Below are 20,975 nucleotides of genomic sequence, written 5' to 3'. Positions count from 1 at the left end.
ATGCAGCGCATTGAACACATCTACATCAACGGCGAATACGTCGTTCCCCACGGTCAGGAGTGGTTCGACCTGCATAATCCGAGCACCGAAGAGGTTATCGGCCAGGTTCGACTGGGCGACTCGGTGGACGCTCAGCATGCAATTGCCGCTGCCAAGGCCGCATTCCCGGCCTGGTCTCGTACCACTCGGGGCGAGCGCATTGGCGCATTGCAACGCATGCACCGGGCCGTGGCGGCAAGGGAGGAGGAGTTGCTGGAAGCCATCCTTCTGGAATATGGATCGCCTGCGGTTCGCGGGCGCTGGATGGCGACCTATCCGGCGGATGTGATTGCGCAGGCAATCGATGCACTGCAGACGTTCGAGTTCGAGGAGCAGGTCGGCATGGCACGGGTCATTCTGACACCTGTGGGTGTTACCGGTCTGATCACGCCGTGGAACAGCAATGCCGGCTTCATCTGCAACAAACTGGCGACGGCGCTGGCCGCAGGTTGCACTGCTGTCATCAAGCCCAGCGAGATGAGTGCGCTGCAAACGCAGGTTGTACTCAAGGCGCTGCACGAAGCGCAGTTGCCACCGGGCGTATTCAATATCGTCAACGGACGAGGCGATGTGGTGGGCGAGGAAATCGCCCGTCATCCCGACGTTGCCAAAATCTCGTTTACGGGGTCGTCCGCAGTCGGTCAGCACCTGGTAAGAACCGGTGCTGACACCATGAAACGCGTGACGCTCGAGCTTGGCGGCAAGTCGCCCACCGTGGTGCTCGACGACGCTGATTTTCAAGCGGTCATGCCGCTGGTGCTACAGGCCGGGTTTCTCAACAGCGGCCAGGCTTGCATCGCGGGCACACGCATCCTGGTGCCGCGCAGCCGGTTGGCAGAGTTCGAAGGTGTGGCGAAAGAGGCGGTCGCCCAGATTCGTTCGGGTGATCCGCGCAACGCCGATACCGACATCGGTCCGATGGTGAGCCAGAAGCAATGGGAGCGGGTACAGCGTTACATCCGTATTGGCCAGGAAGAGGGTGCGCGGTTGCTGGCAGGTGGCGAAGGGCGCCCGCAAGGCTTGCACGCCGGGTGGTTCGTGAAGCCCACGATCTTCACCGATGCGCACAACCGGATGCGCATTGCGCGTGACGAAATCTTCGGCCCGGTACTGACGATCATTCCTTACGAGGATGACGCCGATGCGCTCAGCATTGCCAACGATACCGACTATGGACTGAGTGCCCTGGTGCTGGGAAAAAGTCGCGAACGCTGTGTGAATATCGCTCGGCAGATCGACTCGGGACGTGTGCTCATCAACACCCTGGCCCACGAGCCTCGCGCGCCGTTCGGCGGGTTCAAGCATTCAGGCCTTGGGCGCGAAATGGGCAAGTGGGGGATGAGTGCTTTTCTGGAGCCGAAGACCCTGCTCACGGCTGTCCTGTCGGACTGACTTGAGCCTCTGCCGAAGTCGGCCGACAGGTCCTCAGCCGCGCTTGGGCAGCTTCCAGTTCGGACGGATGAAGTGGCAGGTGTAGCCATTCGGGATCCGCTCCAGGTAGTCCTGATGCTCGGGCTCCGCTTCCCAGAATGGTCCCGCCGGCTCGATTTCGGTGACTACACGGCCAGGCCACAATTTTGAGGCATCGACATCGGCAGCGGTGTCTTCGGCGATATCGCGTTGCTGCTCGTTGAGGTAATAGATTGCCGAACGATAGCTGGGACCGCGGTCGTTGCCCTGACGGTTGGGCGTGCTCGGGTCATGAATCTGGAAGAAGAACTCGAGGATCTGCCGGTAGCTGATCACGGCCGGATCGAACACGATTTCGATGGCTTCGGCGTGGTTGCCGTGATTGCGGTAGGTGGCATTCGCTACGTCTCCGCCGGTGTATCCGACTCGGGTCTGCAGCACGCCGGGATAGCGACGCAGCAGATCCTGCATCCCCCAGAAGCAGCCGCCGGCGAGAATGGCGGTTTCGGTTTGTCCGGTCATGATTTTTGCTTCCTCTCGGTGGCAGTGCGTATAGCCATTGTTATGAGGGCGTGTTGGCTGATTCCAAGGTCCACCGGTCTGCGAACCTGGCCGACGCTTAACCTATTTCGTTTAAACGCTTTTCGGCAGTCACGATGCAGGCGGAGGCAGCGTGAGCAGAAAGGCTGAGGGTGAACATCGCAGCCGATACAGCAAATTTTTGCGCACGCACGAGGTGTCGTCCTTGAAAGTACGGTCAAACTTTAACATTCGAGCTGGCGTTGCACAGGCGCAATAAAAAGCCCCGGCGGTTGAGGCCGGGGCTTTTTTTGACTCGGACCGTTAGTCCAGGTCAGTTACTTCACGCTCGGGTGAACGTACCAAAACCACTGCCATAGAACTGGCCGTTGATGTTGGCGGCATATTGCGATGGATGGACCAGTACGGCTAACAACCGGTTTCCTTCCAGGATGGCAAGTGAGAGTGCCCCTTGATTGATCGACAGTTGCAGTGTCAGCTGGATGCCGATCAGATTCTCCGCATCAGGCACTGTGCCCCGCAGATAGGCGTTGGAAATATTGAGGCTGGTGCCGGTTCCTGTCGCTTGGCCGATGAACCGGACACTTGTCCCTTGCTGGGGCGCTTCAGGACCGATATTGCAAAGAGATGAGCTGATCTGGATCGTCTCGGTCTGAGGGCCGCAGCCACATCCGCACCCTGAAAAGTTGAAGTAGCCGCAGATGTTCTGCTGACAGCCGCAACCGCACAGCGTTTGTGGATGCACATTCTGGTGGAGAACCTCACGAAGTGCCGGTTGTGCAGCGACGACATCCTGTCGGCGTTTGATTTCAGCGTCGAATGCAACTTGTGACTGCTTCTTGAACGCTTCGATCTGGTCGGGCTTGAGATCTTGCAAAGACAAAGTCATAGCTAAAATCCTTTTAGTTGTTTCCGGGCACACCTGGAGACAATCCGCCTCTGTTGGCCGGCGCCTTCCTGGCGCGATAAACCACGGAATCCGATCTCGTGGCTCACTGTTTAAAGCACAGGTTATGGGCACTTTCAAATCGGCGTTGAATAAAAGAGATGGCCGGTGGGGCAGGAGAATCGAGGAAAGGTGCTTTTAAAAAATACGGAAGGCGTCTCAAGCCAATGGGCCGATCATGTCGGCCCATTTTTAGTCGGATCTAGACAAACGCCTGCCCGTGAAAGCCTCGTGGCAGACGCTGCGGCCCGGCCAGTGCGGTCAATCGTTCGATCCATTCCGATCGCCAGTTCGACGCACCGTGATCGGTTTTGGCAAGACGGGCTGCGCGGCGTGCAGCATTGCGCTGGGTTTTGCGCGCCTCTTTGAAGGCATCGGTATTGCGGCAGCTACGGCATTTGACGCGATTGAGTTCCAGGCTCGAGGCAAGGTTGTTGCCCTTGTGACCACAAGCCAGATGTCCGTCTGTTTTGAAATGGATAACCATGACCAGTCTCCTGGGTGACGTGTACAGGTTATGACCTCCCACGACCCAGGGCGTTCGTTGCATCGGCCAAATGGTAAGACGAGTACTGTCGTTTATCGCTGTGCAATCATCTGAAGCGCGGCAATGGTCGTTCGACAGGTTGCAGCGAAGACAGGGTGCTGCGGATCAGCGGCGTGTCTTTTTCGATGTCGTTCAGGCGATCACGGATGCGCAGGGCGGTCGGATGCCCGCCTTGATGATCAACCCAGTCGGCGATCTCCTTGCAGGCTGCAGCAAGGCGCGCCTGACGGGAGTCGAGCAGGGTGAGGAGGGTGGTGATGGACTCTTTTTCGGACATGAAACACCTCCGTTCAGAAAACCGTTGAGAGGCAGCAAAAAGCTCGCAGGGCTGCGAGCTCTCTGCCGTTGGGGCGCTGGTCCGTCAGCTGAATTGAGTATAGACCCCGCCTGTCAATTGCATCAGCCAGCCGACTGGCGCGCCGGCAGTGGCGCGCTGGCGGCATTGAGACGACGGCATTCGCGTCGGGCATCGTCCTCGAGGTCGTAGCCATCGCCGATGAAGCCGCCGGTGCGGGTGTCGTTGATTCGATACCAACTGCTGGCCTCGGCGGGCTCATGCAGGCTTTCCCCGGCGCGGCGGCCGTGAATGATGATCTTGTTGCAGCGCTTCACGACAAATATGTCTTCCATGGCGTCACCACAGCAATTAGGTGTCAGATCAACTATAGAAGCCTTGGCCAATCGTGCAAAAAATAGACAGTCAGTTCGTCGGTTGCAATCGCCATCCCTCGTGATGCCAATCCAGGCGATGCGTCGGTTTCAACCCCAGTAGAAAGTCCGGGTCGTGGGAAACCGCGACGATTGCGCCGGGAAACGTCTGCAATGCCTGTTCGAAAGCCTGTACCGAGGCCAGGTCCAGATGATTGCTCGGCTCATCGAGCAGCAACAATTGCGCGGGGATCTTGCGCCACAAGGCCACGGCTAACGCGGCTTTCAAGCGCTCGCCGCCGCTCAGCGACCCGCTTGGGCGGGTGACCCGTTGTGCGTCCAGGTGCAAGTGCGCCAGATGGCTGCGCAGTTCGCTTTCACTCCATGGGCTCTGCAGCGCGCTCAGTTGTTCAATGACGCTGAGGCGATCGTCCAGCAGCGCGAGATGCTGGTCCAGATAGGCCACTGGAACATGAAGGGTGCATTCGCCGCTGACGGGGTGCAGTTCTTCGGCAAGCAGTCTGAGCAAGGTCGATTTGCCGCAGCCATTGGGGCCGTTGACGGCGACGCGTGCCGGGCCGCTAAGCGTCAGGTTGAGCGTGTGTGCCGGCAGCCATGGCAGGCGGGCGTCAATCAATGTGCAGACCCTGCGCGAGGAGGGCACTGCGCTGCCTGGAATGTTCATCAGTACCACATCGTCCGCGAGCACTTTGGCGTAGGCGTCGCGCACTCGGGCGTCCAGTTGTGATTTGCGTTGCTGATGGTCGTAACGCACATGCCCCATGATCTGTCGCGCGGCACCTTTGAGGCTGGCGCGTTCGAAGCCAGAAACATTGGCGGTTCTGGCATTGCGCAACGAGCGCGCGGCATGGCGCTGAATGGTGTCGTGCTCGCTTTGCAGGCGTTGCTGCTCACGCCGGCGTTCGGTCCGGCTTTGATCGAGCGTTGCTTGCGCCGCCGCTTTGTGGATCTGCCGCTGGTGTTGATACGTGCAAAAGTTGCCGCCGAACACCGTGGCGCCCAATGGCGTCAGCTCGACGATACGCTGCATGCGCTCAAGTAACTGCCGGTCGTGGCTGACGACGATCAGGGCGCCGCGCCAGCGTTGCAACTCACTCATCAACCAGTGCCGGCCGGCGGCGTCCAGATGGTTGGTGGGCTCATCCAGCACAAGCAGGCGCGCCGGGCTCAGGAAGGCGCCGATCAACGCCAGTCGTGCTTGCTGACCGCCGCTCAAAGACTGGGTCAAATCCGTCGGTGCAACGTCCGGCAGACCGGCATCATCCAGCCATTGGCGCAGACGTTCGGGCAAGTCCCAGCGTTCGCCGAGGATGTCGAAATCTTCCGCCGTCGCCTCGCCGCGCTGCAGACGCTCCAGCGCTTGAAGGGCGGCAGCGCTGCCCGTGGCGTCGGCCACGGTCTGCCCCGGCTCGGCGAGGAATGTCTGCGCGACATAGGCCGTGGCAACCGTGCAGGTAACGCTGCCGGCAGTTGGTTGCAGACGTCCGGCAATCAGCCGTGCGAGGACGCTTTTACCGACGCCATTGCGTCCGACGATCGCGGTGTGGGTGTGATCGAATTGCAGATTCAGGTCGTTGAAAATCGTCTCGCCATTGGCGAACTGAAAAGTCGTTTGATTCAGGGAGACGAGGGCAGGCGTACGCGAGACGTGAGTCATCGGCACCTCCGAGAAATGTCGTGAACACTGACAGGCGCGATTCAGCGCGTGTCGCGATTACATTTTCAGAAGGCTTGATTGTTCACTTTCTGCGGTTGTCCTGGAGAGGGGAAAGGTGGCTAGCCTAGTCCAGCTGTGCGTCTCGATCAAGGCACATCCAGCATTTGCTCCAGAAACATCGCCAGGGCCACTTCCTCAGAGCGCAGGCCCTTGCGCACTCTTGGACGCGGCAGTTCGGCCAGCGCACCCAGCAGGAACCGCTCGACCACCGCTGGATGGATGTAGCACTTGCGGCACACCGCGGGGGTGTTGCCCAGTTGCTTGGACACGCTCTTGACCATGTCCACCACGTGTCGTTTCGCCTCGGCTTCCGACTCCCATTGCAGCTCGCGCAACACCGCCAGAGCCAGCGCGCTGCCGGCCCAGGTGCGGTAGTCCTTGGCGGTGAAGTCGGCGCCGGTGAGCGTCTGCAGGTAAGTATTGACGTCCTGCGAGCTGACGGTGTGCCGCTCGCCGTTGTCGTCCAGGTACTGGAACAGATTTTGCCCGGGAATCTCCAGGCAACGCTTGATGATGCGCGCCAGGCGCCGATCCTTGACGGTGATCTGGTGCTCGATGCCGCTCTTGCCGCGAAACTGGAACAGGATCGCGCTGCCATTGACCTCGACATGCCGGCTGCGCAGGGTGGTCAGGCCGTAGGAACGGTTGTCCCGCGCGTATTGAGTGTTGCCGACGCGGATCAGCGTGGCGTCGAGCAACGTGATGACTGTGGCCATGACCTTGTCGCGGCTGAAACCGGGCGCGGCCAGTAAGGTTTCGAGTTGTTTACGCAACTTTGGCAGTGCCAGGCCGAACTCACGAAGGCGCGAGTACTTGTCGGCGTCGCGTACTTCACGCCAGCGTGGGTGATACCGATATTGCTTGCGGCCCCGGGCATCGCGGCCGGTGGCCTGCAAATGGCCGCGCGGGTCGGCGCAGATCCACACGTCGGTGTAGGCCGGTGGCACCGCCAGTGCGTTGATCCGGCGGATCTCGTCAGGGTCGCTGATGCGCTGTCCGGTCGGATCGAAATAGGCGAATTTGCCACGCAGCTTCTTGCGGGTCAGGCCGGGTTGGGTGTCGTCGACGTAATGCAGATCGGGTGGCAGCAGGTCGGCTGGCGCAGTGTCGGGCATGGCGGAGGTCCTTGGCGGCGAATCGCTCTGTTACAGCGATTGACCGCGCGCCATGGCCGTCGTGCCAACGAATTCAGGCCAGCACCGCGACAGCCTTGATCTGCGCCCACAAATGCTGGCCCGGATGGATGCCCAACTGATCCCGGGAAAACCGGGTAATCCGCGCCAACAGCGGCGTGCCACCGGCATCCAGCCGAATCAATACATGCGCGGTGTTGTCCGCCGCCTGCTCGCTGACCACGGTGACCGGCAACCGATTGAGAATGCTGCTGGCTTCGCTGTCGTGCAGGCTCAGGCTGATGTCGCGCGCGTGCACCTTGGCGCGCAAGGCCTGGCCCACGGTCATGGGCGCGTGGGTCACGCGGATGTTCATCTCGGTGGCCGGCAGTTGCAGGCTGAGCAGCTGATAATCGGCGTCGTAGGCGCTGACCTGGCCTTCGATGATCACGCCAGCGTCATCGCCCATCGCCATTGGCAGGTCCAGACGGGCGAGGGTCTCGCCGATCGGGCCGCTGGCCAGCGCCTTGCCGTCGCTGAGCAGCACCAAATGATCGGCAAGGCGCGCGACCTCATCCTGAGCGTGGCTGACGTACAGCACCGGAATGTCCAGTTCATCGTGCAGGCGTTGCAGGTACGGCAGGATTTCGTTTTTGCGCTGGCTATCGAGGGCGGCCAATGGCTCGTCCATCAGCAGCAGTTTCGGGCTGGTCAGCAGTGCGCGGGCGATGCCGACACGCTGGCGTTCGCCGCCGGACAGGTGCTGCGGATGGCGTTCCAGCAAATGACCGATGCCCAGCAGTTCGGTGGCTTGCGCCATGTCGACCCGACGCTGGGCCTTGGCGATGCGCTTGAGGCCGAACTGCAGGTTGGCCAGCACTGACAAGTGCGGGAACAGACTGGCTTCCTGGAACACATAACCCAGTGCACGTTTGTGCGGCGGGACAAAAATGCGCCGTTCGCTGTCCTGCCAGACTTCGTCGTTGACCTGGATAAAACCCTGTTCGGCCCGCTCAAGACCGGCGATACAGCGCAGGCAGGTGGTTTTGCCCGAACCGGAATGACCGTACAGCGCGGTCACTCCACGCCCCGGCAAGTGCAGATCGACATCCAGGCTGAAGCCTGAATAGGCGATTTTCAGACGTGCATCAATCATCAATCAGCTCCAGCCCGCACGGGTCTTGCGGCTGGAGTACAGTGCCAGCAACACCAGAAACGAAAACACCAGCATTGCTCCGGCCAGCCAATGGGCCTGAGCGTATTCCATGGCCTCGACATGGTCGTAGATCTGCACCGAGACCACTCGGGTCTTGTCGGGAATGTTGCCGCCGATCATCAGCACCACGCCGAATTCGCCGACGGTATGCGCGAAACCGAGGATCGCCGCCGTCACGAATCCGGGGCGGGCCAATGGCAGTATCACGCTGAAAAAGGTGTCCCAGGGATTGGCGCGCAAGGTCGCGGCCACTTCCAGTGGGCGAGTGCCTATCGCCGAGAAGGCGTTTTGCAGCGGTTGCACCACAAACGGCATGGAATAGATCACCGAACCGATCACCAGCCCGGTGAAGCTGAAGGTCAGGGTGCCCAGGCCCAGCCATTGGGTGAAATGCCCGAGAAAACCATTGGGGCCCATCATCAGCAACAGATAGAAACCGATCACGGTCGGTGGCAGCACGAGGGGCAAGGCGACGATCGCCCCGATCGGGCCGCGCAGCCAGGAACGGCTGCGCGACAACCACAAGGCAATCGGAGTGCCGACGACCAGCAAGATCGCGGTGGTCAGGGACGCCAGTTTCAGGGTCAGCCAGATCGCCGCAAAGTCGGCACTCGAGAGCGCCATTTAGAGCTGGTAGCCGTAGGACTTGATGACCGCAGCAGCTTTCGGGCCTTTGAGGTATTCAACCAATGCCTTGGCGGCGGCGCTGTCCTTGCCTTTGTTCAGGATGACTGCGTCCTGTTTGATCGGGTCGTGCATGCTGGCTGGAACGATCCACGCCGAACCGCTGGTGACCTTGCCGTCCTTGTAGATCTGCGACAGCGCGACGAAGCCCAGTTCGGCGTTGCCGGTGGAGACAAACTGGTAAGCCTGGGTAATGTTCTGGCCTTCGACGATCTTGGCTTTGGTCGCTTCAGTCAGTTTGAGTTTTTCCAGTACCTGAGTGGCCGCCAGGCCATACGGCGCGGCTTTCGGGTTGGCGATGGACAGGTGCTGGTACTCGTTTTTCTTCAGTACGTCACCTTTGGCGTCGACGTAACCTTCTTTCGCCGACCACAGTGCCAGGGTGCCGATGGCGTAGGTGAAGCGCGAGCCTTTGACGGTGTCGCCTTCTTTTTCCAGTTTTTCCGGGGTGGTGTCATCGGCCGAGAGGAACACTTCGAACGGCGCGCCGTTCTTGATCTGGGTGTAGAACTGGCCGGTGGCGCCGTAGGCAGCCACCAGTTTGTGCCCGGTGTCTTTTTCGAAATCGGCAGCGATCGCCTGGATTGGTGCGGTGAAGTTAGCGGCAACTGCCACCTGCACTTCATCAGCCTGAGCGGCGCCAAAGGCGAATACCGCCAGCAAAGTGGCCAGGCAAGTTGGGGCAAAACGTGAGGCACGAATGGTCATGTAACAGCTCCGTTATTGGCGAGTGCAGAGGGCAGTTATTGTTGGGGGTGGACTGCACCGATGCGAGGGGGTGAAACGCTATATAGCGAAATATATAGCGAAATGCCGCTAAACAGGAAGTGCTTATAAACACGGGGTGAGGCTGTGCCGTTCCTCACCCCGTGCCGGATCATCGGCGCGCCAGTTTTGCCAGGGCGCCTTCAGCCAGTTGCCGGGTCAGTTCGGCGCTGCTCCGCTCCTCGCCCAATGGAAAGGCCTGACCGGCCCAGAGATTACTGAATTGCGCTTCGTTTTTGGCGCGCAACGGCATCAATGCTCCGCCGGCCAGCGGGAACGCCGGCGCCTTGGGCGACATCGGGCCGATCTCGCGCATCACCCGATTGAAAATCCCCCGAGCCGGGCGCCCGGTGAACAGGTTGGTCAGGGCGGTTTCGCTTTCCTTGGCGCTGCGCAGCGCCTGGTGGTGGGACGCACTGACCTTGGCTTCCGGCGTGAACAGGTAGGCGGTGCCGACCTGGACTGCCGATGCGCCCAGCATCAATGCCGCCGCCACACCTCGGCCGTCGGCGATGCCGCCGGCAGCAATGACCGGGACCTTGACCGCGTCAGCAATCTGCGGCACCAGGGCAAAGGTGCCGACCTGGCTGCTCAAGTCATCACTGAGAAACATCCCGCGGTGTCCACCCGCCTCGTAACCCATCGCGATGATCGCATCGCAGCCGTGTTGTTCAAGCCATAACGCTTCATCGACGGTGGTCGCGGAAGAGAGGATTTTCGCGCCAGTGGCCTTGACCCGATCCAGCAGGGATTTCTCCGGCAGGCCAAAGTGAAAACTCACCACCGGCGGGCGAAACTCTTCCAGCACGGCGCACGCCGCCGCATCGAATGGCGCCCGATTGGAAACCGGTGTCGGCGCATCGAAATCGACGCCCAGCTCGCGGTAATAAGGCTCCAGCAGATTTTTCCAGTCGCGTGCCCGTTGTTCATCGGCGGTCGGTGGCTGATGACAGAAAAAATTGACGTTGAACGGATTGCGGGTGTGCTCGCGAATGGTCTGCAGATCTTCGCGCAGTTGCTCGATGCTCAGCATGGCGGCAGGCATCGAACCCAACCCGCCCGCGTTGCACACAGCGATCACCATGGCCGGAGTCGTGGCGCCGGCCATGGGAGCCTGGATGATCGGCAGTTCGATGCCGAGAAGGTCAAGCAAGCGGGTGTCAGGCCATTGACTCATGGAAGCAGTTCTCCGAACGATGAAACGGGGCAGGGACGGCAGAGCCGGTTTTTTAACAGCAAAACCGGCCTCAGGGCCAGCCCGGATTTTCAGGGCAGGGGCAATCGTCCCCTGTCAGCGTCGATGAAGTCCGCCACCACCGCCGCCTCCAAAGGAGCGATTCATGTTTTGCGAAGAGTTGTGAAAGTTATTGGTGCGCTGGTTGCCGAAGTTGCGCGCCGCCGATTCGCGATTGAGGTTCTGCAACTGGGCATTGTTGTTGACCGGTGCCGTGCGTGTCGGACTGCCCTTGACCATTGATTGCCAACCGCTGTCGGTCTTCTTGTAGACATTGCCGTCGTGCCCGGCATACACGTTGTCGCCGACCCGTGCCGCACCGCCGTTGCGTCCCTTCACGCCGCCATATTGCGTGGTCTTGTCGGTGTTGGGGTTGTAGACCGCGCCACGATTGGCGGTGACCTGAGTGCCATTGCGTGCGTTGCCCGCCGTCACCCGGCCGCCGGCAATGGCGCCACCGTTCGGCCCGACCACTTCGCCGCTGCGTCCGGCCGCGTAGTTGCCGTTGTAGACATTGTGTACGGCCCCGCGCTGACCCGCCGCGGCAATGCCGGTGCGCGAGTTATAGGACGAGCCGACCTGACCCGCCCAGCGATTGCCGGTCCAGGCGTTGTAGCCAGCGCCATAGCGACTCACGGTCGCGCGGTCACCCCATTGACGATAGATATTGCCGGTGGTGCCGGCCCAGCCGCCAGGGCCCCAGGCCACGGCACCACCTCGATAACCGTAAGCGGCGCCGCCCCAGGCCAGCGGCGCCGGGTACAAGTGCGGCCCCCAGGCGTAACCCCAGCCATAATTGCCCCACCACGGGTAAGCGCCCCAGCCCCAGCCCATCGCCACGGTGTTGCCGCCCCAGCTCCAGCCGAAGCCGAAACCGAAGGTCCAGCCGGTCCACGGCGTGTAGCGAATCGCGACGCCGAAACCGTACGTCACCGGTGGCCCGTACCAGACGTTGCCGACCCATGGCGTGTACGGATAACCGGTGCCGTAGACCACCACACCCGTGGTCGGGTCCAGGTTCGAACCCTGATAACCCGGGGTGTAGCCGACGACCACGGTATCGCCGCTGGACTCATAGACCTTGACGTAAGTGAGGTAATGCATCGGTGAGCTTGGCGGAATCGAGTAGATCACCGCCGGTACCGAACTGGCGACGACCCACGGCCCGTTCACTGATGTCGCGGTGAACCAGATACCGTTTTCCACCGCATACCAGTTGTCATTGTCGACGCGAATGATCGGTGTGGCGCTGTTGACCACGTACTGCAGCGATGTGTTGTTGATCGCCTTGAGTTGCGGCTCGCCGTCGAACTGCGGCGCGGTCATTTTCACTGCGCTTTTCTTGATCGCCGAGGTTTGCGGAATGGTCGCGGCGATCGCGGCTTCCTTGGCCTGTGGCGTGCCGGCGACGGAGGCCTTGACGTTTTCTTTTGGGCTGTCGTCGGGAATGTTGGCAAAGTCTGCCGGCAGTTTGTCCGCCGGGGTAAACGTCCAGGGACCGCTCATGTCGGCGGCACGGAACCAGCGGCCGGAGATCAGCACGTAACTGTTCTGATCGCCGATTTCCTTGAAAATGTGGCCGGTGGTATTGCTTACGTACAACAGGCTGGTGCCTTGAATCGGCGACCACTGTGGCGGCCCGTCGGTGACGATCAGTTCGGTGGGGGTGGTGGCGATGAAGATTCTCGGCTGTGGCGCCTTGGCCAGGCTGGGGGCCTTGTCTTTCGGATCACTCTGGCCAGTCAGCAGATCGACCTGACGGCTCTGAATCGCCGCCTGCCTGGCTTTCTCCAGATCGGCCGGGGGTGTGGTCAGGCGCGTGTACTCGCCGCTGAGACTGTCGGCGACCATCCAGCCATCAAACACGTGCAGGTAGTGCTTGCCCTCAGCGTCCTTGAGCAGCAGCGGGCGGGTGTTGATCACCCGTTGCAACGCGGTGCCATCGACGGCGCGGTAGGCTGCGTCACCATCGATGTAGACGAGCAGGGCGGGGACGTCGGCGCTGATGATCGCCGGCGGGGTGTTTTCCAGCGGTGCGCTGTCGGCTTTCTGCTCGGCCGACAGCACGCCGACGGCGGCTTCGAGTTGATCGAGGGAAATGGTTTTCTTGCGGCTTTCGGCATCCTTTTGCAGCGCTGCGAGCCACACATCGGTCTGGCTGGCATCAACGGGGAAGTCGGCCTTGATGATCCTGTATTGATCCAGCGCGACCCAGCGTGTGGCCTTGTCGACCAGGGTGTGTGCGCTGAACTGGACAATTCCGTAGGTGGGTTTGCCATCGGCGCCGGTGGCTTCGACCGCCGCCCGGGCATTTAGGGTGTAGCCGTCCCAACTGTCGAGTTGCGGCTGGTACACGGTCAGTTTGGCCTTGCCGCTGGTGATCACTTGCGGCCATGTCGGCGCGCTGGGCGCGGCATCGGCTGCGGCAGGTGTGGTGGCAGTGGCCGGGGCTGCCCAAGTGGTGCCAACGGTCAGCAGGCACAGCAATAACATCGCAAGCAATGAACGCGGGTAAGACATTGTCAGCTCCATCGACAGGTTCACTTTCGGGAGGGAGGGCAGCGAAAGCATGACCGTCGAAAAAGCATAGCCGCCCGCTCTGGAATTACTTTGCAGATTTGCGAATTGGCGCAAAGTCGGGTGGGGCAATGTGTTGCTTTGTGTTATTTCAAGGCGCGAGGATTTGAATCCATTGATTGCGAGGCAGCCATGTTCAACGGCATTTTGATCGACAAAGACGACAACGGTTACCACGCCAGTCTGCAGCAGATCAGCGAGGCGCAGCTGCCTGATGGTGACGTGACGGTGAAGGTTGCGTACAGCACGCTGAATTTCAAGGACGGTCTGGCGATTACCGGCAGCAGTCCGGTGGTGCGCAAGTTCCCGATGGTTCCGGGTATCGATCTGGCAGGAACGGTCGAGGTCAGTTCGCACCCCGACTACAAGGCCGGTGACTCAGTGCTGCTCAATGGCTGGGGCGTGGGCGAGAATCATTGGGGCGGGCTGGCGCAAAAGGCGCGACTCAATGGCGACTGGCTGATTCCTTTGCCCAAAGCGTTCAGCGCCGCGCAAGCGATGGCCATCGGCACCGCCGGCTACACGGCGATGCTGTGCATTCTGGCGCTGGAACGTAACGGCGTGACCGCGACTCAGGGCGAGGTGTTGGTGACTGGCGCGAATGGCGGGGTGGGCAGCTTCGCTATCGCCTTGCTCGGCAAACTGGGTTATCGGGTAGTGGCGTCAACCGGCCGGGTGTCCGAGCATGAATATCTGAAGCAACTGGGCGCCAGCGAAATCATAGATCGCGCGACCCTGTCGCAGCCGGGTAAACCACTGGCCAAGGAGCGCTGGGCAGCGGTGATCGATTCGGTCGGCAGCCATACGTTGGCCAACGCCTGTGCCAGCACCCGTGCCGAAGGAACGGTGGCGGCCTGCGGTCTGGCTCAGGGCATGGATTTCCCGGCGTCGGTGGCGCCGTTCATTTTGCGCGGGGTAACTCTGGCCGGGATCAATAGCGTGACCCAACCCAAGGCACGCCGGATCGAAGCCTGGGAACGTCTGGCCAGCGATCTGGACTGCACCCTGTTGCCATTGATCAGCCACGAAATCGCGCTGAGCGAAGCCATTGATGCGGCACCAAAACTGCTCGCCGGGCAGTTGCGCGGCAGGGTTGTGGTCGACGTCAATCGCTGACAAAGTAAGCCTCATTGCGGCCCTCTGTGGCCGCACTTCTATAACAGGGAGCCGCAATTTCGATGGACTTGAAACGACAGCAAATCGACGCCTTTACCGTTGCCGGCCTGCGCGTACGTACCACCAACGCCGCAGAGCACCAGCCCGCGACCGCAAAAATCGGTCCGATGTGGGGGCAGTTTTTCAGCGAAGAACTGGCCGAGAGCATTCCTGCCAAGACCGCCAACTCGCCAATTTATGGTGTGTACTCGGCTTACGAGTCCGATGCCTCGGGTGCGTTCGATGTCACCGCTGGCGTCGCCGTGAGTGCGCGCACCAAGGACTACGAAGCGGTGCAGATTGAAGCGGGTGAGTATCTGGTGTTTGAAGCACAGGGCACCCTGCCTGACGCGGTCATTGCGACCTGGGGGCGGATCTGGACGTTCTTTGCAGACAATCCGCAGATTCAGCGCCGTTACGCCACCGACTTCGAGGCCTATACCGGCCCCGAGTCAGTGGCGGTCTACATCGGCATCCATTAAGGCAGCGTTTCGCGCTCCAGCAGTTGGCGCTTGCGCTCCACGCCCCAGCGATACCCTGAGAGATTGCCATCGCTGCGCACCACGCGATGGCAGGGGATCGCCACGGCCAGGCGATTGGCACCGCAAGCCTGGGCGACGGCGCGCATGGAGGTCGGAGCACCAATGCGCTGGGCGATCTCGGCGTAACTGGCGGTGCGCCCAGCCGGGATTTCCCGCAGCGCCTGCCACACTCGCTCCTGAAAAGCCGTGCCGCGCACGTCCAGAGGCAAATCGAGGCCCAGCGCTGGCGCCTCGATGAAGCCGACCACTTGGGCAATCAACTGCTCGAAGCCGGCATCGGCGCCAATCAGGTTGGCCTGACGGAACTGATCCTGCAGATCACACACCAGTTGATGCGGATCATCTCCTAACAGAATCGCGCACACTCCGCGCTCACTCTGTGCCACCAGAATCGCCCCGAGTGAGCATTGGCCGACGGCAAAGTGAATGTCGTTGTTGCGCCCGGCCGCGCGATAGTCGCCAGGCTTCATGCCCAGCACCTTGTCGGCCGATTCGTAGAAGCGGCTGTTGGAGTTGAAGCCTGCGTCGTACAGCGCATCGGTCACCGAACCACCGTCCGCCAGTCGTTCACGCACCCGGCGTGAGCGATGCGCCGCCGCGTAACCCTTGGGCGTGAGGCCGGTTGCAGCCTTGAACACACGGTGAAAATGAAACGGGCTGAGTCCGGCCGCCTCGGCGAGTTCGTTGAGCGCGGGCGTCGTTTCGCAGGTTTCGATCTGCCGGCAGGCCAGCGCCACGGTCGCGGCGTGTTGGGTGGCGACGTCAGTCTGATCCTTGCTGGTGCGTTTGCTCGGACGATAACCCGCCGCCTCGGCGGCTTCGGCGCTGTCGAAGAACTCGACGTTCTGTGGCTTGGGCAAGCGCGAAAGACTGCTCGGGCGGCAATAGACCCCGGTGGTTTTCACTGCATAGACAAACTGCCCGTCGGCCCGCGGGTCCCGCGCAACGACGGCGGCCCAGCGTGGATCGGTTTCAACGTTGATGATGGGCGAAAGCTTTTTCATGGCGAGTAGTCCGTTGACCTGTTTGATTCAGGTTAATCAGCGGCGATGTCAGTAACACTCCGCGCCTTGCGGTCAAATTTTTCAGGCTCATCCGGCAACGCGAAAAGTCAGGTTGATCCGGCGTTCGCCCAAGCGTGGATGCCGCCCTGGCTTGATCGGCAGCACGCCGTGAAAACGCAGGCGATCGACGCCGCCCCAGACCACCATGTCGCCGTGCAGCAGGGGAATGCGCTGGCTCTTGTCGCTCCGGGCAAAACCACCGAACAGGAACATTGCCGGCAAGCCCAGTGACAACGAAACGATTGGCGCCGCGTAGGCATGTTCGTCTTTGTCCTGGTGCAAAGACATCTTGGCGCCGGGGATATATTGGTTGATCAGGCAGGAATCCGCGTGAAAGTCGGCAAATCCTGCGCGTTGCGCGGCTGTTTGCGCCAGTTCGAACAGCACCAGTGGCATCGCCGGCCATGGCCTGCCGCTCAGCGGGTCGACGGCGCTGTAACGATAGCCGCTGCGATCGGTGATCCAGCCCAGCGCCCCGCAACTGCTGGTGCCCACCGACATGCTGAAACCTCCCGGTGTGACCATGTGGCGCAACGGCGCGGCAGCGAGCAGGGCATCCAGCGCCGACAACACCTGATCGACAATTGGCAGCGCGAAGCCGCGCAACACCCATGACTGTTCACCGATTTGCTCGGCACGCGGTTGTTGCGCAGGTTCGTGGTCGGCGAACAGGTCGAAGGTGGTCGGTTGCATGCTGCTCATGTTGCGTCGTGGAAAATGATGCCTAGGGTATGCCGATTTCCACTGTGCAGGCGACTGACGCCATGCCGCAGGGTCACCTTATAGTCGCCGCGTGTGCCTCTGACCGGACGCTGGTTGACCGCAAAGATCACCGCATCACCTTGTTGCAGATCCACCACATGCGGGCGCGATTGCATGCGCGGCCGCTGCTCGGTCATGACGAACTCGCCGCCGGTAAAGTCTTGCCCCGGTGCTGACAGAAGAATCGCAACTTGCAGTGGGAAAACCAGCTCCCCGTAGAGGTCCTGATGCAGGCAGTTGTAGTCCTGCGGGCCGTACTGCAGCAACAGCGGCGTTGGCCGCAACTGACCGGCGGCGTGGCAGCGCTGAAGAAATTCGGCATGGGCGACAGGGAAACGTGCGGGCAAACCCATGCGTTCGTTCCAGCGGTTGGCCAGCGGCACCAGGCGCGGATAAAGCGCGTTGCGCAGGCGCTCGACCGTGGTCGGCAGGGGATAGCGAAAATATTTGTATTGCCCGCGACCGAAACCGTGACGGGCCATGACGACCTGCGAGCGAAACGGTTCGGTCTGCGGATACAGGACACTCAGGCGCTCGCAGGTGTGGGCCGAAAGCAGCGCACGGATGATGGCGTAGCCTTGCTCATCCAGTTGCTGTTCCAGGGCTGCCCAATCGAGCGCATCCAGCCGTGAGGGGGACATTGACATGCTGACTCCTGAACGCGTGGTCTGGGCGCTCAGTCTGGGCAGGTCCCGGCGGCAGAACACTCCGCCGCTTGCGGTCAAATCCGATGTGTTGCGTTACAGGGCTTTGCTGACGGCGATATCGCTGATCACATCTTCAGTGGTGCCGTGGATCGCGTCCAGCGCCGCCTTGGCCTCTTCCACAGTGCCGTGCTCCAGTTGCGCGAACTCGAAGCGGCGCTCACCGTTGAGCTTGTATTTGATGACGTATTTGGTCGTTTGGGCCACGGTCGTGCTTACCTTGCGTTGGGGGCGACTCAGCTGAGTTTGGTGCTGGAGCGGCGGATGATTTTGATCGAGTGGGTCAGGGTCGGTTTGCGCGTGACGCTGATGGCGCGACGGTTGACGGTGTCGATGGTGATGTTCCAGAAACCGGTGCTCGGCGCGGTGATGCGCGCAGGAAACGTGTCGAAAGCGCCGCCGTGGTAGGTGTGGCGTCCGCCGTTCTTGAACGCGCGGAAGTTGGCGTCGTTCATCAAACGGATGTTGCAGGTTTGCGAGCATTGGATGACGACGATGTCGTCTTCGTTGAGGTGCTCGCGCTGGTGAATGAATTTCATGGGCGCCTCCAAAAGGGCTTTTTCTACTAAATCAAAACGATAGCATGTGCGATTGGCGCAGTTTATCAGCCCGAACGGGTTATTATCCCGCCGTCGAGCGCCGCTTTGACAATTAAAAACAGTTATTCGCGATTCGATGCGGGTTTAATGGAGTGAGCCTCGGAGAAAAATGGCATTACTGCTGTCCGACGGTCTTTATGGGAGGTGTTTGTATGAAGTGGGGTGTGGTGTGTCTGCCGTTGATGTTGGCCGTGGGTGGTTGCGCGAGCGTTTCCGAAATCAATGAGACGTTGCCGACCATGAGCGTGATTTCCGGCAAGAAACCCCATGAGTATGCTCAGTGCCTGGCGCAAAAGCTTGCCAGCAGCCGTGGCGCGTTACAGATGGAACCGCACAAGGATGGCGTTCGAGTGATTGTTCCCGGGAAGTTTTCGACCGGTGCGGCTGCCGTGTTTGATATCGACGATCGCTCCGGCGGCAGCAGCATCAAGCTGCACGAGCGCATGTCCAATGTGCCGGTTCGTCCGCGTGACGTGCAAAACGCTGCCAATGCCTGTATTTCCGGCTGATAGACTGATAGTCATCAGCACCAATGCCGTCACAGCCATGCTGTGACGGCATTTTCATTTCTGGAGTCGCGAATGAAGCGAGAGCAAGTACGGGAGCGCCACGCAGAAGGCCTGATTTCTGCCACGCATGTCATTCAGAACCCGGCCAATCCGGGCGAGTGGATCGTATTTTTCAAGAAGAGCGCCGGGCGCAGCTATTTTCTGGTGGACGATAACGACGAAGTCGAATCCTTTGCCCGGCTCGATGACTTGATCGAGATCGTACGCGGGCTCGGAATCAAATTCGCCGAGATTCACATGTAGGGTCTATTTGCAGACCACCACCACACTGCGGTTCTTGTAGTTGCCGACATCGACCCCCAGGGTCTTGTCGCTTTCCTTCGGCGCCGGCGTGCCATCGGTACCAACGATGCGATACCCGGTGCCGGCGCAGGAGGCATCAGCCTTTTCGTAGCAGGTGGCCCAGGAGTTGGCCTCGCCGGAGCAGTCGATGGTCAAGCCCTGTTCGCCGTTGTTCAGGTAAGTGGTTTGCGAAGTGGCACAGCCACCGAGGGCCAATACCGCGAGCAGCGGCAGCAATCTGTTCATGTTCATAGGAGTGTCGTCTTCAGCGAGGGAGGGGCTAAACGCTCTGACAGCGCCGCAGTGAAAAGGTTATAGCGATAGGCCACTTGTTTCATTGATCTTTCCGGTGGCCACAAAAAAGCCCTGCGCAAGGGCAGGGCTCGGCATCATGTGTCGCAGCCGATCAGTCTTGATCTTTGCTACGACGCTTGGACGATGCCGGGGTGTCTGTGAACACCGACGCTACATCAGTCGCCATCTGCTCACTGTCGAACGGCCCGGCGATGTGTTCGCCATTGGTCGTGGTCAGCGTCCACTTGCCGTCTTTCTTGTCGATCACATACCCGTTGATGATTTTTACCGCGGCCATCTATCTGTCTCGTTCGCTGGTTCAAAGGCGCCATGATACCGACAAATGCTCACATTGGGGGGCGATCGGCGTATGGTGGTGCAGCGCAGCTGCGTCTTTGAGCTACTCTGTTTTCGCCGCCAAAAGGCGCCAACGGAACTATCGGCGAGAATATTTCTCTATGTTGGCATCGGTTAGCCAGTGCGGGGCATTGTAAGGTGCACGCCGCCTGATTAGACTGCGCCGAAACTCGTACACACAGCCCTTTCAAGGACTTATATGATCAAGAAATGCTTGTTCCCAGCAGCCGGTTACGGTACTCGCTTCCTGCCAGCGACTAAAGCCATGCCCAAAGAAATGCTGCCGGTGGTAAACAAGCCACTGATCCAGTACGGCGTTGAAGAAGCTCTGGACGCTGGCCTGACAGAAATCTCCATCGTGACCGGTCGTGGCAAGCGTGCTCTGGAAGACCACTTCGACATCAGCTATGAGCTGGAAAACCAGATCAAAGGTACCGACAAGGAGAAATACCTGGTCGGCATCCGCAAATTGCTGGATGAGTGCTCGTTCTCCTACACCCGTCAGACCGAAATGAAAGGCCTGGGCCACGCGATCCTGACCGGTCGCCCGCTGATCGGTGACGAACCGTTCGCCGTGGTATTGGCGGACGACCTGTGCGTCAACCTCGAAGGCGACGGCGTACTGACCCAGATGGTCAAGCTGTACAAGCAGTTCCGCTGCTCGATCATCGCCATCCAGGAAGTCGATCCGCAGGAGACCAGCAAGTACGGCGTGATCGCCGGCGAGATGATCCGCGACGACATCTACCGCGTACACAGCATGGTCGAGAAGCCAAAGCCTGAAGATGCACCGTCGAACCTGGCCATCATCGGCCGCTACATCCTGACTCCGGACATCTTCGACCTGATCGAACAAACCGAGCCAGGCAAGGGCGGTGAAATTCAGATCACTGACGCCCTGATGAAACAAGCCCAGAACGGCTGCGTCATGGCCTACAAGTTCAAAGGCAAGCGTTTCGACTGCGGTGGTGCGGAAGGCTACATCGAAGCAACCAACTTCTGCTTCGAGAACTTCTACAAGACCGGCAAAGCTTACTGATAACGCCGGATCTGCAGCGCCAGAGTGTGAGAACACTCTGGCGCAAGCACACGCAAACGCCCCGACTTGTTCGGGGCGTTTGTTTTTGTGCGGTGAAAAAGCACCGAGTGCATCAAGGACGTTAACTGGCGCCCTCTGAGCGCGCAGGCTGC

Annotated in this window: 25 protein-coding genes; 6 read left to right on the top strand and 19 right to left on the bottom strand. The window is 60.5% G+C overall.

Annotated features, from left to right (window positions below; genetic code table 11):
- Positions 1–1,431 carry an aldehyde dehydrogenase family protein gene (locus tag AC1UK9_RS15165; protein ID WP_482577848.1) on the top strand — a complete coding sequence of 477 codons (1,431 nt, stop codon included), beginning with the start codon at positions 1–3 and terminating at the stop codon, positions 1,429–1,431.
- Between the two features lie 33 nt (positions 1,432–1,464).
- Here the strand turns inward: AC1UK9_RS15165 and msrA are convergent, their stop codons facing one another.
- The 12 genes from msrA to AC1UK9_RS15105 form a co-directional block, all read right to left on the bottom strand.
- Positions 1,465–1,971 carry a peptide-methionine (S)-S-oxide reductase MsrA gene (gene msrA / locus AC1UK9_RS15160; protein ID WP_025112457.1) on the bottom strand — a complete coding sequence of 169 codons (507 nt, stop codon included), beginning with the start codon at positions 1,969–1,971 and terminating at the stop codon, positions 1,465–1,467.
- A gap of 340 nt (positions 1,972–2,311) precedes the next feature.
- Positions 2,312–2,878: a hypothetical protein gene (locus AC1UK9_RS15155; protein WP_482577847.1), complete on the bottom strand. Its 567-nt coding sequence runs from the start codon at positions 2,876–2,878 to the stop codon at positions 2,312–2,314.
- Between the two features lie 259 nt (positions 2,879–3,137).
- Positions 3,138–3,422: a hypothetical protein gene (locus tag AC1UK9_RS15150; protein WP_025112455.1), complete on the bottom strand. Its 285-nt coding sequence runs from the start codon at positions 3,420–3,422 to the stop codon at positions 3,138–3,140.
- Positions 3,423–3,528: 106 nt separating this feature from the next.
- Positions 3,529–3,759, bottom strand: a complete 231-nt coding sequence (locus tag AC1UK9_RS15145; protein ID WP_007964939.1) for a hypothetical protein — start codon at positions 3,757–3,759, stop codon at positions 3,529–3,531.
- 122 nt (positions 3,760–3,881) lie between these two features.
- Positions 3,882–4,112: a hypothetical protein gene (locus AC1UK9_RS15140; protein WP_473015882.1), complete on the bottom strand. Its 231-nt coding sequence runs from the start codon at positions 4,110–4,112 to the stop codon at positions 3,882–3,884.
- A gap of 70 nt (positions 4,113–4,182) precedes the next feature.
- Positions 4,183–5,808 carry an ABC-F family ATP-binding cassette domain-containing protein gene (locus AC1UK9_RS15135; RefSeq protein WP_482577846.1) on the bottom strand — a complete coding sequence of 542 codons (1,626 nt, stop codon included), beginning with the start codon at positions 5,806–5,808 and terminating at the stop codon, positions 4,183–4,185.
- Between the two features lie 146 nt (positions 5,809–5,954).
- Positions 5,955–6,983, bottom strand: coding sequence for a DNA topoisomerase IB (locus AC1UK9_RS15130; RefSeq protein ID WP_025112452.1), 1,029 nt, complete (start codon positions 6,981–6,983; stop codon positions 5,955–5,957).
- 73 nt (positions 6,984–7,056) lie between these two features.
- Entirely contained in the window at positions 7,057–8,136 is a 1,080-nt protein-coding gene (gene modC / locus AC1UK9_RS15125) for a molybdenum ABC transporter ATP-binding protein (RefSeq protein ID WP_473015879.1), read from the bottom strand.
- Positions 8,137–8,139: 3 nt separating this feature from the next.
- Positions 8,140–8,820 carry a molybdate ABC transporter permease subunit gene (gene modB, locus AC1UK9_RS15120; RefSeq protein ID WP_025112450.1) on the bottom strand — a complete coding sequence of 227 codons (681 nt, stop codon included), beginning with the start codon at positions 8,818–8,820 and terminating at the stop codon, positions 8,140–8,142.
- Positions 8,821–9,588: a molybdate ABC transporter substrate-binding protein gene (gene modA, locus AC1UK9_RS15115; RefSeq protein WP_025112449.1), complete on the bottom strand. Its 768-nt coding sequence runs from the start codon at positions 9,586–9,588 to the stop codon at positions 8,821–8,823.
- A gap of 169 nt (positions 9,589–9,757) precedes the next feature.
- Positions 9,758–10,822 carry an NAD(P)H-dependent flavin oxidoreductase gene (locus AC1UK9_RS15110; protein ID WP_473015877.1) on the bottom strand — a complete coding sequence of 355 codons (1,065 nt, stop codon included), beginning with the start codon at positions 10,820–10,822 and terminating at the stop codon, positions 9,758–9,760.
- Between the two features lie 114 nt (positions 10,823–10,936).
- Positions 10,937–13,399 carry an autotransporter gene (locus tag AC1UK9_RS15105; RefSeq protein ID WP_482577844.1) on the bottom strand — a complete coding sequence of 821 codons (2,463 nt, stop codon included), beginning with the start codon at positions 13,397–13,399 and terminating at the stop codon, positions 10,937–10,939.
- A 189-nt stretch (positions 13,400–13,588) separates the two neighbouring features.
- On the opposite strand from AC1UK9_RS15105, the gene acuI reads away from it, so the two are divergent.
- Together acuI and AC1UK9_RS15095 are read left to right on the top strand one after the other, a co-directional pair.
- A complete protein-coding gene (gene acuI, locus AC1UK9_RS15100) occupies positions 13,589–14,572 on the top strand; it encodes an acrylyl-CoA reductase (NADPH) (protein ID WP_482577842.1) in 984 nt (327 codons plus the stop codon).
- A gap of 62 nt (positions 14,573–14,634) precedes the next feature.
- On the top strand, positions 14,635–15,093 hold the full coding sequence (locus AC1UK9_RS15095) for a GyrI-like domain-containing protein (RefSeq protein ID WP_025112445.1): 459 nt from the start codon (positions 14,635–14,637) through the stop codon (positions 15,091–15,093).
- Here AC1UK9_RS15095 and ada read toward each other — a convergent pair.
- The 5 genes from ada to AC1UK9_RS15070 all read right to left on the bottom strand — a co-directional run bounded on the left by ada (position 15,090) and on the right by AC1UK9_RS15070 (position 18,222).
- Positions 15,090–16,157: a bifunctional DNA-binding transcriptional regulator/O6-methylguanine-DNA methyltransferase Ada gene (gene ada, locus AC1UK9_RS15090; protein ID WP_482577841.1), complete on the bottom strand. Its 1,068-nt coding sequence runs from the start codon at positions 16,155–16,157 to the stop codon at positions 15,090–15,092. The genes AC1UK9_RS15095 and ada overlap by 4 nt on opposite strands.
- A gap of 87 nt (positions 16,158–16,244) precedes the next feature.
- Positions 16,245–16,910 (bottom strand): DNA oxidative demethylase AlkB, encoded by a 666-nt coding sequence (alkB, locus tag AC1UK9_RS15085; RefSeq protein WP_473016000.1) that lies wholly within the window; start codon positions 16,908–16,910, stop codon positions 16,245–16,247.
- A gap of 5 nt (positions 16,911–16,915) precedes the next feature.
- On the bottom strand, positions 16,916–17,626 hold the full coding sequence (locus tag AC1UK9_RS15080; RefSeq protein WP_025112442.1) for a 2OG-Fe(II) oxygenase: 711 nt from the start codon (positions 17,624–17,626) through the stop codon (positions 16,916–16,918).
- 93 nt (positions 17,627–17,719) lie between these two features.
- Entirely contained in the window at positions 17,720–17,890 is a 171-nt protein-coding gene (locus AC1UK9_RS15075) for a hypothetical protein (RefSeq protein WP_177327363.1), read from the bottom strand.
- A gap of 29 nt (positions 17,891–17,919) precedes the next feature.
- Positions 17,920–18,222 (bottom strand): DUF1883 domain-containing protein, encoded by a 303-nt coding sequence (locus tag AC1UK9_RS15070; RefSeq protein WP_025112441.1) that lies wholly within the window; start codon positions 18,220–18,222, stop codon positions 17,920–17,922.
- Between the two features lie 212 nt (positions 18,223–18,434).
- Between AC1UK9_RS15070 and AC1UK9_RS15065 the strand changes: the two genes are divergently transcribed.
- Together AC1UK9_RS15065 and AC1UK9_RS15060 are read left to right on the top strand one after the other, a co-directional pair.
- Complete coding sequence (locus tag AC1UK9_RS15065; RefSeq protein ID WP_025112440.1) at positions 18,435–18,791, top strand: hypothetical protein; 357 nt, start codon at positions 18,435–18,437, stop codon at positions 18,789–18,791.
- A gap of 72 nt (positions 18,792–18,863) precedes the next feature.
- Positions 18,864–19,094: a hypothetical protein gene (locus tag AC1UK9_RS15060; protein ID WP_003225391.1), complete on the top strand. Its 231-nt coding sequence runs from the start codon at positions 18,864–18,866 to the stop codon at positions 19,092–19,094.
- Positions 19,095–19,097: 3 nt separating this feature from the next.
- Here AC1UK9_RS15060 and AC1UK9_RS15055 read toward each other — a convergent pair whose 3' ends face one another.
- The gene (locus tag AC1UK9_RS15055; protein ID WP_081794906.1) at positions 19,098–19,385 is read right to left on the bottom strand and encodes a hypothetical protein; all 288 of its coding nucleotides are present in this window, start codon (positions 19,383–19,385) and stop codon (positions 19,098–19,100) included.
- Positions 19,386–19,539: 154 nt separating this feature from the next.
- On the bottom strand, positions 19,540–19,725 hold the full coding sequence (locus tag AC1UK9_RS15050; protein ID WP_122611379.1) for a hypothetical protein: 186 nt from the start codon (positions 19,723–19,725) through the stop codon (positions 19,540–19,542).
- A gap of 258 nt (positions 19,726–19,983) precedes the next feature.
- Between AC1UK9_RS15050 and galU the strand changes: the two genes are divergently transcribed.
- Entirely contained in the window at positions 19,984–20,823 is an 840-nt protein-coding gene (gene galU / locus AC1UK9_RS15045) for a UTP--glucose-1-phosphate uridylyltransferase GalU (protein WP_007912230.1), read from the top strand.
- Positions 20,824–20,975: the final 152 nt, after the last annotated feature.

Source organism: Pseudomonas sp. AK-TSAG1-1, from assembly GCF_056821665.1.
The sequence above is the reverse complement of the archived record's forward strand: the minus strand, read 5'-3'. Positions and strand labels throughout refer to the sequence as shown.